Origin of the sequence: Campylobacter geochelonis, assembly GCF_013201685.1 — a bacterium.
GTDB classification, from domain to species: Bacteria; Campylobacterota; Campylobacteria; order Campylobacterales; family Campylobacteraceae; genus Campylobacter_B; species Campylobacter_B geochelonis.
Genome location: NZ_CP053844.1, coordinates 1,605,442 through 1,617,666, shown reverse-complemented (window position 1 = coordinate 1,617,666; position 12,225 = coordinate 1,605,442). Strand labels below are relative to the sequence as shown.

The window sequence follows — 12,225 nt, the reverse complement described above, 5'->3', positions numbered from 1 at the left end:
GGTTTTATCATGATACAAACTTGTCTTTTTCCTGCTGCTGGTTATGGAACTCGTTTTTTACCCGCTACAAAGGCACTTCCTAAAGAGATGCTTCCGATTTTAACAAAACCACTTATTCACTATGGCGTGGAAGAGGCGCTTGAAGCTGGTATGACAAATATGGCGTTTGTTACTGGGCGCGGAAAGCGTGCTTTGGAGGATTATTTTGATATCAGTTATGAGCTAGAACACCAAATTTCAGGCACTAGCAAAGAGGGCCTTTTAAAAGATATTAGAGAGCTTATGGATGCGTGTAAGTTCTCATTCACTAGACAAACAAAGATGCTAGGCCTTGGAAATGCGATACATACTGGGCAAAATTTGGTTTCAAATGAGCCTTTTGGCGTGATTTTGGCTGATGATTTGTGTATAAATGAAAATGGCGATGGTATTATGAAACAGATGATGAAAGTTTTTGAAAAGTATCGTTGCTCTGTGGTTGCTGTAATGGAAGTAAATGGCGATGAGATATCAAACTATGGCGTAATTAGCGGTCGAAATATCGAAGATGACGTGCTAATAGTAAATAATATGGTTGAAAAACCAGCCAAAGAAGATGCGCCAAGCAACTTAGCTATAATTGGTCGCTATATCTTAACTCCAGATATTTTTAATATTTTAAGCCAGACAGAACCTGGTAAAAATGGCGAAATTCAAATCACAGATGCGCTTATGAAACAAGCAAGCGATGGGATAGTTCTAGCGTATAAATTTAAAGGTAGGCGCTTTGACTGTGGCTCTTTAGCAGGGTTTGTTGAGGCGACGAATTATTTTTATGGATTAGAAAATGCTAAGAAATAGCCTTAAATTTAGCTTAGTTGATAAGGAAAAGCTTAAAGATAGTCGCGAAAAAATCTTAAAAGAGATAGAAAGTGGCGAAATAGGATACTTCCATCTTTCAAAAATCGCTAAAGATACCATTTTGCAAACAAGAGAATTTGTGCAAAAACATAAATTTAAAAATTTAGTCGTAGTTGGTATGGGTGGCTCATCTTTAGGCGTTAAAGCGGTTGTTGGACTGCTTGAAGAAAACTATCCAAACTCGCCTAAAATTTACTTTTTAGATAATCTTGATAGCTATAGTTGCAAAAAAGTTTTAGATAATATAGTTTTTAAAGATACGCTTTTTATAATCTCTTCAAAAACCGGCACGACAATCGAAACTATATCGATATTTAAGTATATTGTGGCTAAATTTAGCGTTTTAAATTTGGGTGAAAATTTTATTTTTATCACCGATAAAGACTCGAGTTTAGAAAAATTTGGTAAAGAGTGCGGGGTGGAAATTTTTCATATACCACAAAATGTTGGCGGAAGATTTAGCGTGTTTAGCGCTGTTGGGCTAGTGCCGTTTGAGATGATGGGGTTTGATACGCTAGCTTTGATTAAAGGCGAAGAAGCTTGCAAGAGTGATTTTTTAAAAGATGATTTTATACTTCAAAAAGCCTATCACTACGCAACTCATAGAAATGCAAAGATAAATGTAGTTTTTAGCTACTTGGATAAATTTGAGTCTTTTAACCAATGGTATGTTCAGCTGTGGGCTGAGAGTTTGGGTAAAAAAAAGATCTATGAAAGAGTCGGTCTTACGCCTGTTGGGCTAATCGGAAGTAGGGATCAACACTCGTTTTTACAGCTTATTATGGATGGCATAAAAGATAAAACGGTTACTTTTTTAAGCGTAAAAGCCTCTAAAAATAGTGAGAAAATTCCAAATTTAAAGTTTGCTTATATGGGTAGCTGTGATTTTGTAAATGGAATGGGTATCGATGAGGTTTTAAACTACCAAGCACAAGCGACTATGCAAGCTGTTGTAAATGAAGGTGTTAGCGTTGATAGCTTAGAATTTGATACGCTTGATGAGTGGCATGTGGGATATCTTTTGTCTTATTATGAGTTATTAACTAGCGCTGTGGGCGCAATTTTAGGCATTAATACTTATGATCAACCAGGAGTTGAAATCGGCAAACGAATACTTAAAAATATTATTTTAAAAGGGTAGTTTTCTATCGGTTTATTATATAAGAGTAGAATTTCCTAAGTTGAGTTATAAAATATAAATTATTAAATAAGAATTATTTTCTTTTAAGAATTTATATGCTATAATTTTACAAAATATAAATTAAAGGAGACATTATGTCAAATGTTATTGCACAACTAAACCAACTTCAAGCGGATGCGTTTGTTTTAAACGTTAAATTTCACAACTATCACTGGAATGTAAACGGAATTCAATTTTTCTCAATACATAACTACACAGAGAGTGCTTATAATGAGATTTTCGAGCTTTTTGATGAGATGGCAGAAAGAGCAATCCAACTTGGCGGAAAAGCATTAGTTTGCCCTAAAGAGCTAATCGAACTTGCAAAAGCTCCAAAAGTTGAAAAAGATAGCTTCTGCGGTAAAGAGGTAGTCGAGCTTATAAAGGGTGATTTTGAGTATTTACTAGCTGAGTTTAGAAAACTAGCTAAATTTGCTGATGAGGCAAATGATAGAGCAACAGGCGCAATTTGTGATGAGTATATCGCAAAATATGAAAAATCAATCTGGATGCTTAAACAAACTCTAGCTTAATTTTAAAAGATTAAAATTTGGTGTGATTTTCACACCAAATTTATATAACAAATTTAGCCTCTTTACCATCTTCAGCCATTTTTAGCTTATCATCTACATTTTTAAGAACATCTTTTAAAGCGATATTTTTATCGATTAATTCTATTCCAATGTTTAACTTCGCACTGTCTTTGTTGTAAAATAAAGAATTTATATCTCTACTGTTTTTAGTATTTGCTATAAGCAAATTTGCTATGTTTATAATGCTAGTTTCGCTTGAACTTGGGCAAAGAACCAAAAGCTCGTTTCTTCTCATAAAATACACTACATCATCGCTTCTAGTTGTGTTTTTAATGATATCAATCGTTCTTAAAATCAACTCTTCATCAATCCTAGCACCAAATTTTTTCAAAAGTTCATCATAATTTCCAATCGAAATCAAAAGCAAACCAAGCTTACTTTCATCTTTTACGCCATTATTTATATACTTATCTATATCTTTTAAGGCTTGCTTTCTGTTTGGTAGTTTTGTTGTTTCATCAACTGTAACTATGCTTCCATATTTTTGGTTTAGATACAACAGCTCTTTTTGTTTTTGTTCTAAATTTGCTGCTAGAATTTTGTTTGATTCGCTTAGTTCGCGGTTTCTTTGTAAAAGCAAATCAAGCATTTCATTTAGCGTTCGTATTAAAGTATCGTTACCATTAGGCGATATGCTTGTTAGCTCATAGGCTTCTTTTGGAGTTTTTCCTGAGCTTATGAGTGAAATTTGTCTAAGTAAAACTTTATCTTGCCCAAGTACTTGAGAATCCATCCAAAATATCAAAAAGTCAAGCAACATCTTTGCCTTACTAAGATCTTCACTAACGCTATCACAAAGCAAAACCATCTCTTTTATAAACATTTTTTGGTTTTGTTTATGCGTTTGCACCTGTTTTTCATAGATGTGATACTCATCAATAATTTGATTTATATCTTCAAATTGTTGTGAGCTGTATTGCGCCATATCTTTAAAAAACGCTTGAAGTTCAAAATGCGAAAGAGAGTCATTAGCAAGCTTTCTGCCAAGTGTGTTTACTAACTTTATGTAGTTGGAATTTCGTTTTTCTATCTCTTTTGCTTTTGTGTTATAAAATTCCATTTTGCTTCCTTTTTTAATAATTTTACCAGCCATTATATCACAATTTTATCTTTAAATTTAGTATTTATTTACATCCATTCAAGAACTTGATTTATCTCGTTTGCTATAAAAATTTTGATATTTTTCTCTTCTAGTGGCTTTGATGGTGCGATAATGGACTTAAATTTTTGCATTTTGGCCTCTTTAACTCTTGCGTCAAGGTTAAAAACATCGCGAATTTCGCCATTTAGACTAACTTCGCCTATAAAAGCACTTTCTTTGCTTATAGGACGATTTTTAAAACTTGAAACAATCGCTGCGACCACAGCCAAATCAGCCGCAGTTTCACTTATCTTAACGCCACCAGTAACATTTACAAAGACATCATAATGCCCCAAAGCTATGCCGATTTTTCGCTCAAGCAAAGCCAAAATCATATCCAAGCGGTTTCTATCATATCCAGTTACGCTTCGTTTTGGATAAGCGCTTTCGCAAACTAAAGCTTGAATTTCAACGCTTAATGGGCGCGAACCTTCCATTATGATAGTTATCGCACTTCCTGCTATGGCTTTTCCGCGAGTAAAAAATTTACTTGCTATATCTTTTGCGCTGATTAGCCCTTTTGCGCTCATTTCAAAAATTCCAACTTCACTAGTTGAGCCAAAGCGGTTTTTAAAGCCTCTTAAAAGTCTAAGTTCTTTGCTTGCATCACCTTCAAAATACAGCACCACATCAACCATATGTTCAAGTATTCTAGGACCTGCGATTGAGCCTTCTTTTGTGATATGACCTATGATAAAAACGCAAATTCCACGCTCTTTAGCGATTCGCATAAGTTCAAAAGTTATCTCTCTAACTTGCGAAACAGAGCCTGGCGCTGATGCGATTTGTTCGCTAAAAAGGGTTTGTATGCTATCGATGATAAGAATTTTATACTCTTTTTGAAGCAGCTCATTTTTGATATTTTCTAGTGAAATCTCAGTTAGCAAAAATAAATTTTTATTAACAGCATTTAGCCTATCTGCTCGCATTTTTATCTGACTTAGACTCTCTTCACCACTTACATAAAGCACGTTTATATTTTTTTTAGCTAAATTTGAGCCGATTTTAAGTAGCAAGGTTGATTTGCCAATTCCAGGACTTCCGCCAATTAGCACAAGTGAGCCATCGACTATCCCGCCACCTAAAACAAGATCAAGCTCCGTATCATCGGTGCTTATGCGGTTGATTTCTTCGATTTTTATATCGCAAATTTCTTGAGCGCAACTGTTTTTTTGAACTACTTTTGATGTTTTTTCTATAAATTCAATCTGCTCTTTATTTAACTCTACAAAACTATCCCAAGAGCCACATTCTGGGCATTTTCCCATCCATTTACTTTGCCTGTTTCCACAAGCTGAACACTCAAAAACTAGCTTAGCTTTTGCCATCAAAAATCGCTTCTAAAATATCTTCTATAAACTCATCAGGACTAAACTCAACCAAATCATCCATACTCTCGCCAATTCCAACATATAAAATAGGCAGTTCAAGCTCTCTTGCTATGCCAAAAAGTGCACCACCTTTTGGTGTTCCATCAAGTTTTGTTATGATAACTCCATCTAGTTTTACTATCTGGTTAAATGCTTTTGCTTGTGTAACGCCGTTGTTTCCTTGTGTCGCGTCTAAAATGATGATTTTTCTATGAGGAGCTGATGGCATTGCTTTGTTTGAAATTCGCACTATCTTATCAAGCTCTTTGGCTAAATTTGTTTGATTTTGAAGTCTGCCGGCAGTATCGATTAAGACATTATCAAAACCTTTAGCAACAGCCGAAGTTATCGTATCATACGCAACTGCCGATGGATCATGACCTTGATTTGTTGCAATTATGGGAATTTCTATTTTTTTAGACCATTGACGAAGTTGTTCAATCGCTCCTGCTCTAAAGGTATCGCAAGCGCCAAGGATAACCTTTTTGCCTGATTTTTTATATAAATTTGCTAGTTTTGCAACAGTTGTTGTTTTGCCAGCTCCATTTACTCCTAAAATAAGCTCAACAAAAGGCTTGAAAGGCTCTAAATTTGGCTTATCGTAGATAAAATATGTCGAAATAACGCGTTTTAAATCATCTCTTTTAACTTCATCTGTTGGCGGCAGATAATAAATTATCTCTTCAACTATTTCATAATCCACATCAGCTTCTAAAAGCATCTCTTCTAAAAGTTCTTTGGAAATTTTGCTATTTTGCGGTTTTGCAGACTTTATCGCATCAAGAGTTTTTCCAAGCCCTTTTTTTAAAAAACCAAACATTAAAGTACCTTTTGTATATCTTTATCAAGCATTTCTTGTGCAATCACGCCAAAATAGTGTCTTGCGTACTTTCCATCTGGATAGTAAAGCACCATATATGGTATACCGACAATTCCGCCAAGAGTTTTGGCAAATGTATCGTTTGATGAGCCTATGCTGATTTGGTATTTTATCTTTTTATCGGTTATAAAGCTATTTATTTCATCTAAATTTTTATCTTCCATCAAAACACCAACCACTTTTAGCTCATCTTTGTACTTTTCTTGTAGATTATTTAAAGACGGAATTTCGGCTAAGCAAGGCGGACACCATGTCGCAAAAAAGACAAACAGTGTTGCAGTGGAGTTATCGGCTATATTAAGTCCTGACTCTGTTTTTTCTATACTCATAACGCCACCATCTGCAAAATTTAGCGTAAAAGGAGCGTTTGTGTTTTGAGTAAGGACTGCTTCGCTGGTTTGGGTTAAATTTGTATCGCTATCACTTTTTTTATCATCTTTATCGCCACATCCTGCAAAAAAAAGTAGTAAAACGGGTATGAGTATATATTTTAGTTTCATAAAGTACCTTGTAATCTTTGAATTAATGTGAAATTATACAAAAACATAATAAAATAACCGTTAAATGGAAAATTTAAACAAAAAAGATATATTTCGTAAAAATGCAAAAAAAGCGCTTAAAAATGAGCTCAAATTTAGCGCAAAAAGCAAGCACTATACTATGTTAAAAACTCTTGAAGAGGTTATAAAATTTACAAATTCTAAAAGAATTTTGCTTTTTATGCCACTTCCTTATGAGCCAAATTTACTCACTTTAAGACGCAAATTTACATTAAAGTATCAAATTTATATACCGTTTATGCAAAATGTTAGCTTTAAAATGGTAAAATTAAGAGCTCCTTTTTACTCATCTCATTTTGGTATTAAAGAAAATAAAAACCAAAATGAGTATAAAAAAAGGATTGATTTGGCTGTGATTCCCGTTATTGGAGTTGACGGAAAAATGGCAAGGATAGGTCATGGAAAGGGATATTATGATATCTTTTTTAGCAAACTTAAATATAAGCCTATTATGGTATTTGTGGAGATAAAAGATATGTTTAGTAAAAAAATTCTTTCTCAAATCCACGATATAAGAGGTGATTTTTATATAACTCCAACAAAAAATTATATATCAAGAGGAAAATATGATAGAGATTATTGCAGGCTTAGGAGCCGGTGTAGTGGGAGTTGGCGTAGGGTATCTGTTCGCTAAAAAAATTAATGATGCAAATTATAGCATTTTCATCGAACAAGCAAAAGCAAAAGCAAAAGCGATAGAATTTGAAGCTGAAGGTGTGCTAAAAGATGCGAAGCTAACAGTTCAAGAGGCTGAATTTGAAGCTAAAAAAAAGTATGAAGACAAAAGTATAAAACTTCAAAAAGAGTATGACTCTAAATTTGATGAAATAGGCAAAAAAGAGCAAATTTTAGGGAATGAAAAAGAGATTTTAGAAAAGGTCAAATCAGAAGCAGAACACTCTAAAAAAGAGGCAAAACGAACTTATGATGAAGGTATAAATCTTAAAAAAAGCTATGAGTCTAAAATTTCTGAAGCTATTAGAGTTTTAGAGCATGCAGCAGGACTTACTGAAGAAGAGGCCAAAAGAGAGGTTTTAAGAAGAGTTGAGGAAAAATCTCGTGGCGATATCGCTCACATCGTTAGAAAATACGAAGAAGAGGCCAAAAGAGAAGCTAAGAAAAAAGCAAACTATATCATCGCTCAGGCAACGACGCGTTTTGCTGGAGAGTATGCGGCTGAACGACTTATAAATGTTGTTGATATTAAAAATGATGATTTAAAAGGTAGAATTATAGGTAAAGAGGGGCGAAATATTAAAACCCTTGAGATGGTTTTGGGAGTTGATATCATTATCGATGATACACCTCACGCGATTATTTTAAGTAGTTTTAATTTATACCGAAGAGCTATCGCAACTCGTGTGATTGAACTTTTAGTTGAAGATGGACGAATTCAGCCTGCTAGAATCGAAGATATCCATAAAAAAGTAAGCGATGAGTTTGAAGCAAGTATCGCAGAAGAGGGCGAAAATATCATTATGGATTTAGGGCTAAATGGCATGCATCCAGAGCTTGTAAAACTTATCGGAAAGCTTAAATTTAGAGCAAGTTACGGACAAAACGCTCTTGCACACAGCCTTGAAGTAGCACACCTTGCAGGAATAATCGCAGCCGAGACTGGCGGAGATGAAATTTTAGCTAGAAGAGCTGGAATTTTGCACGATATTGGAAAAGCGCTAACCCACGAGTATGAGGGAAGTCACGTGGACTTGGGAGCTGAAATTTGCAGACGCTATAAAGAGCATCCAGTTGTTATAAACGCCATTTATGCTCACCATGGACATGAAGAGGCTGAAACTGTGGAGTGCGCGGCAGTTTGCACCGCAGATGCACTAAGCGCGGCTAGACCTGGAGCTAGACGAGAGGTGCTTGAGAGTTTCTTAAAAAGAGTTTCTGAAATCGAAGAAATAGCAACAAGCAAAGAGGGTGTAAAATCAGCCTATGCGATAAATGCAGGGCGTGAAGTTAGAGTTATAGCCAATGCAACGCTAGTAAATGATGATGAAGCGGTGCTAATCGCAAAAGAGATAGCTGAGGGAATTCAATCAAGCGTTCAGTATCCTGGCGAGATAAAAGTAAGTGTTATAAGAGAAACTAGAGCTGTTGATTACGCTAAATAAGGAATTATATGAAAAAAATTTTAATTGCTATCTTTTTAATCGCTCTTAGTTTGCACGCTGCTAAAGAGGAAATTTTGTTAAATTCTGCAAATGCTTATGTGCTAACTATGCAAAAAATTTCTCATAAAAATGCTTTAGTAGAGCGCGCGAAGGCTATTTTGATATTTCCAACTGTAAAAAAGGTTGGATTTATCATAGGTGGGCTTTATGGTGAAGGTGTTGTTATGATAAAAAATGGCTCATCATGGAAGATAAATAAAGCTGAGATAACAAACGCAAGTATCGGCTTTCAAATAGGCTATGAAGATAACTATGTCGTGCTTTTTGTGATGAATGATAAAACGCTTCAAAGTATGTTAAAAGCCGAGATGAAGCTTGGAGCAGATGCAACGGCGTCGATTTGGAAAGCAAGTGCTAGTGTTGGAAGTATAGATGTTTTTGATAAAGATATATATGCTTATATGAGTAAAACTGGCGCTTTTGCTGGAGCAAGCTTGGGTGGGTTTGTTTTAAATATCGATAAAAGCGTTGTTTATAACCATAACAGTTATGGTTATAAAAATTTGCTTGATGTTATTGAGAGAGATTAAAGTTTATGCAAGATATGCTAACGTCTTTATCGACTTATGGGTATTTGATTTTGTTTTTTTACACGCTTGGTGGCGGAATGGTCGCTATTATAGCGGCTGGAGTTTTAAGCTTTGCTGGAAAGATGGATTTAACGCTTTGTATCCTAATAGCCGCAGTTTCTAATACTCTTGGTGATACTTTTTTGTTTTATATCAGCAGATATAGCAAAAAAGAATTTGCTCCATATCTTAAAAAACAGAGGCGAAATTTAGCGTTAGCTCAAATTTTGTTTAAAAAACATGGCGATAAGATAATTTTGATAAAAAAATACATCTATGGACTAAAAACTCTAGTTCCAGTCGCTATCGGGCTTACAAAATACTCCTTTACTAAATTTAGCATTATAAATGTCATAAGTTCCATTATTTGGGCGGTTTCACTTGGGCTTCTTAGCTACTATGCGGGTGATTTTTTAATGAGAATTTTTGAATTTATCAAAATTTATCCTTGGGTTATGCCTATTATTATTGTAATTTTACTTGGCGCTATTGTGATTTATTTTAAAAAAGCTACCAAAAAATCAAAAAAAGCAAGCCTTTTGTGATAAAAAGAGCCAAATTTACTTTTTAAATTTATATTTTGAGTGAAAATATACTAAATTTAGAAAAACTATAATTTTTGTATGAATATTAAAATTTAAGTAACAAATTTAGCAAATGTTTTATAAATTTTTATATTACACTTTTATATAACTTTTAGGGGTTATTAAATACAATTGTAAATAAATTTTAAAGGGAAGATATGAGAAAGATTATCATAGCATTGGTTGTGCTTGTGGCTGTTTTTATAGGCGGAAGCTACTATTTTTCAGGACTTGTTTCTGAAAGATACGAGGCATTTGAGTCGCTAAATTCTAAAAATTTAAGCGTAAAATCAGAACAAACAAGAGGAATTTTCTCTACAAAAAACAAATCCGAAATAACTATAAAAAAAGAGATGTTTTCTGATATTTTAGGACTGAGCGAGGAAGAAAACGACTTCGAAGATATAAGTTTTGAGATAGATTCAACTACTTCAAATTCACTATTTTCTGTTATATCTGGGCTAGAAACAACTGGAAGTGTTAAGCTTGTATCTCATAAAGATATCGCTAAAAACTTATTTGGTGGTGATGAGATAGCAACTTTTAAAACGATTGTTTCTGGTAAAAATACAACAACAAACATTAAAACTAATGAGCTAAATTTTGTTCTTAATAATAGCGATGAAGATGTAAAGGCAAATTTAAAACCAGTTAAAATCACAGTAAAGTTAAACGAAAATCAAGATTTAACTTATGCTGATTATAGTGTAGAATCAGCTACTTTTCATGGTAAAGATAAAGATGGCACAGAAGCTGAGTTTGCTATAGATAATTATTTTGAAGCACTTGAATACAACAACCCTCTAAAAATCGGGGCTATAAATGATTTTAAATCTTATATAAAATCGGCTATAAAAGATATGGATATAAAAGATGTAGTCGAGCTTAAAAAGCTAAAAATCGCTATAAAAGATGCTCAAGATGATACTAAGATAGATTTGGGCGATATAAAAATTTACTCTCTTAGCAAAAACGTAGATGAAAATTTAAGTATTGCGATGAAGCTTGATATAAATGATATATATTTGCTATCAAAAGGCGAAGAGATAAAACTAAATAAATTTAACTATGATCTTGTGGCACAAAACATACCTGCTAAAATTTATGATTTTTTCTTAGACGCTTATAGCGGCAAAGACATTAGTGAGCAAGCTTTAATAGAGATTGCAATGCTTGTTGTATCGAACAATCCAGTTGTAAAAATCGAAGATATAAGCTTTTATAAAGATGACAAGCTATTTCGATTAAATGCGGATTTGGGAGTGAGTGGATTTGATGGTAAAAACATTTTTGCACTTCCGCAAAAAGCATTTTTGAGTGGGTCTGTTAAATTTGATAAAAGTTTTTTAGATGAGATAAAGGTAGACAAAGATGCCGCTAAAAAGCTGCTTGATAGTGGAGTTGTTATTGAAGATGGCGAGAATTTTATATCGAATTTCAAATTTGATTCAAATTTAATGGATGTGATTATGAATGACAAAGTAAGATTAAGCGAACTAGAATCTCATGTTTTAGGTGTAAACCAAAATGCCGATGATGTTTATATGGTAGCTAACTATCTATATACTTTAGTTTCAGACTTATCGGCGTTTTATACATCACAAGGTAAATTTGATGAGAAGATAACCAATATGACAAACTTGCCGCTTCTTGAAATTTCTCATAATAAATTTGCTCTTATAACATCTGGTATGAGTTGTTTTGAGATTTCTACTATAGACGATGCTAACAGCACGGAAATCATCGTAGAGGTTGGAGTGGATAAACACGAAGAGTTTTGTCAAGAGATGTATAAAGATAGCGAAGTTTCTAAGCTTTTAGAAAAACCACTAAAACTTAGGTAGTTTTGAGCTAAAGCAAAACGATACTTAAGGCAAGATACGGTTTTGCCGGCTTTCTGTTGTACTTAACTGCGAGCGAAGAAACGTTTGTAATGATTTTAAAAAGTAGAATTTAGTCGTCTAGTGGCGGCTAAATTCATTTGGTTTAGCATCTGCTTTGTCGTGTTCCATCTGGATTTATGATATATAAATTTAGCAAATACGTTTGGCTGTTTGTTTTATTATATTTTGTTTGCAACTTAAACAATTTTCTTTTTTGCTACATTTTAAATTTATGCTTTTTATATATAAATTTATCAGGCTGTTTAATTTTTCATTGCTTCATGACTTTATATCTTTACTATAGCTCTTTAGTTTACTTAAGTTTTTTTAGTTTTTATAATTTTTCCAAAAACTTTTTTTCAAATTTTTATTATAAATATCTCTT

At 33.6% G+C, this 12,225-nt stretch carries 12 protein-coding genes; 8 read left to right on the top strand and 4 right to left on the bottom strand.

Annotation, left to right across the window (positions count from 1 at the left end; translation table 11 throughout):
• The first annotated feature begins 9 nt into the window (after nucleotides 1-9).
• The 3 genes from galU (at nucleotide 10) to CGEO_RS07315 (ending at nucleotide 2,613) form a co-directional block, all read left to right on the top strand.
• The gene (gene galU / locus CGEO_RS07325) at nucleotides 10-840 is read left to right on the top strand and encodes a UTP--glucose-1-phosphate uridylyltransferase GalU (RefSeq protein ID WP_075494703.1); all 831 of its coding nucleotides are present in this window, start codon (nucleotides 10-12) and stop codon (nucleotides 838-840) included.
• The gene (locus tag CGEO_RS07320) at nucleotides 827-2,041 is read left to right on the top strand and encodes a glucose-6-phosphate isomerase (protein ID WP_075531764.1); all 1,215 of its coding nucleotides are present in this window, start codon (nucleotides 827-829) and stop codon (nucleotides 2,039-2,041) included. Before galU ends, CGEO_RS07320 begins: the two co-directional genes overlap by 14 nt.
• Nucleotides 2,042-2,175: 134 nt before the next feature.
• Nucleotides 2,176-2,613, top strand: coding sequence for a Dps family protein (locus CGEO_RS07315; protein ID WP_075494701.1), 438 nt, complete (start codon nucleotides 2,176-2,178; stop codon nucleotides 2,611-2,613).
• A 40-nt stretch (nucleotides 2,614-2,653) separates the two neighbouring features.
• Here the strand turns inward: CGEO_RS07315 and CGEO_RS07310 are convergent, their stop codons facing one another.
• From CGEO_RS07310 to CGEO_RS07295, 4 genes are all read right to left on the bottom strand, one after another.
• Nucleotides 2,654-3,733: a diguanylate cyclase domain-containing protein gene (locus CGEO_RS07310; protein WP_075540188.1), complete on the bottom strand. Its 1,080-nt coding sequence runs from the start codon at nucleotides 3,731-3,733 to the stop codon at nucleotides 2,654-2,656.
• Between the two features lie 68 nt (nucleotides 3,734-3,801).
• Complete coding sequence (radA, locus tag CGEO_RS07305; protein WP_075531765.1) at nucleotides 3,802-5,142, bottom strand: DNA repair protein RadA; 1,341 nt, start codon at nucleotides 5,140-5,142, stop codon at nucleotides 3,802-3,804.
• Entirely contained in the window at nucleotides 5,129-6,004 is an 876-nt protein-coding gene (gene ftsY, locus CGEO_RS07300) for a signal recognition particle-docking protein FtsY (protein ID WP_075494698.1), read from the bottom strand. Before ftsY ends, radA begins: the two co-directional genes overlap by 14 nt.
• Complete coding sequence (locus tag CGEO_RS07295) at nucleotides 6,004-6,564, bottom strand: TlpA family protein disulfide reductase (RefSeq protein WP_075494697.1); 561 nt, start codon at nucleotides 6,562-6,564, stop codon at nucleotides 6,004-6,006. The genes ftsY and CGEO_RS07295 overlap by 1 nt, the downstream gene beginning before the upstream one ends.
• Before the next feature lie 64 nt (nucleotides 6,565-6,628).
• Between CGEO_RS07295 and CGEO_RS07290 the strand changes: the two genes are divergently transcribed.
• From CGEO_RS07290 to CGEO_RS07270, 5 genes are all read left to right on the top strand, one after another.
• Nucleotides 6,629-7,258, top strand: a complete 630-nt coding sequence (locus tag CGEO_RS07290; protein ID WP_075540189.1) for a 5-formyltetrahydrofolate cyclo-ligase — start codon at nucleotides 6,629-6,631, stop codon at nucleotides 7,256-7,258.
• Entirely contained in the window at nucleotides 7,191-8,744 is a 1,554-nt protein-coding gene (rny, locus tag CGEO_RS07285) for a ribonuclease Y (RefSeq protein ID WP_075494695.1), read from the top strand. The genes CGEO_RS07290 and rny overlap by 68 nt, the downstream gene beginning before the upstream one ends.
• 8 nt (nucleotides 8,745-8,752) lie before the next feature.
• The gene (locus CGEO_RS07280) at nucleotides 8,753-9,334 is read left to right on the top strand and encodes a lipid-binding SYLF domain-containing protein (RefSeq protein ID WP_075494694.1); all 582 of its coding nucleotides are present in this window, start codon (nucleotides 8,753-8,755) and stop codon (nucleotides 9,332-9,334) included.
• A 5-nt stretch (nucleotides 9,335-9,339) separates the two neighbouring features.
• Nucleotides 9,340-9,918 carry a DedA family protein gene (locus CGEO_RS07275; protein ID WP_075540190.1) on the top strand — a complete coding sequence of 193 codons (579 nt, stop codon included), beginning with the start codon at nucleotides 9,340-9,342 and terminating at the stop codon, nucleotides 9,916-9,918.
• A gap of 197 nt (nucleotides 9,919-10,115) precedes the next feature.
• Nucleotides 10,116-11,801, top strand: coding sequence for a DUF945 family protein (locus CGEO_RS07270; RefSeq protein ID WP_075540191.1), 1,686 nt, complete (start codon nucleotides 10,116-10,118; stop codon nucleotides 11,799-11,801).
• The last annotated feature ends 424 nt before the right edge of the window (nucleotides 11,802-12,225 follow it).

What these genes read in the sequence shown, in the direction of transcription:
- CGEO_RS07275 (WP_075540190.1), top strand. Translation starts at nt 9,340, where the DNA reads ATGCAAGATATGCTAACGTCTTTATCGACTTATGGGTATTTGATTTTG.
- CGEO_RS07320 (WP_075531764.1), top strand. Translation starts at nt 827, where the DNA reads ATGCTAAGAAATAGCCTTAAATTTAGCTTAGTTGATAAGGAAAAGCTT.
- CGEO_RS07295 (WP_075494697.1), bottom strand. Translation starts at nt 6,564, where the DNA reads ATGAAACTAAAATATATACTCATACCCGTTTTACTACTTTTTTTTGCA.
- ftsY (WP_075494698.1), bottom strand. Translation starts at nt 6,004, where the DNA reads ATGTTTGGTTTTTTAAAAAAAGGGCTTGGAAAAACTCTTGATGCGATA.
- CGEO_RS07280 (WP_075494694.1), top strand. Translation starts at nt 8,753, where the DNA reads ATGAAAAAAATTTTAATTGCTATCTTTTTAATCGCTCTTAGTTTGCAC.
- CGEO_RS07310 (WP_075540188.1), bottom strand. Translation starts at nt 3,733, where the DNA reads ATGGAATTTTATAACACAAAAGCAAAAGAGATAGAAAAACGAAATTCC.
- CGEO_RS07290 (WP_075540189.1), top strand. Translation starts at nt 6,629, where the DNA reads ATGGAAAATTTAAACAAAAAAGATATATTTCGTAAAAATGCAAAAAAA.
- CGEO_RS07270 (WP_075540191.1), top strand. Translation starts at nt 10,116, where the DNA reads ATGAGAAAGATTATCATAGCATTGGTTGTGCTTGTGGCTGTTTTTATA.
- rny (WP_075494695.1), top strand. Translation starts at nt 7,191, where the DNA reads ATGATAGAGATTATTGCAGGCTTAGGAGCCGGTGTAGTGGGAGTTGGC.
- galU (WP_075494703.1), top strand. Translation starts at nt 10, where the DNA reads ATGATACAAACTTGTCTTTTTCCTGCTGCTGGTTATGGAACTCGTTTT.
- radA (WP_075531765.1), bottom strand. Translation starts at nt 5,142, where the DNA reads ATGGCAAAAGCTAAGCTAGTTTTTGAGTGTTCAGCTTGTGGAAACAGG.
- CGEO_RS07315 (WP_075494701.1), top strand. Translation starts at nt 2,176, where the DNA reads ATGTCAAATGTTATTGCACAACTAAACCAACTTCAAGCGGATGCGTTT.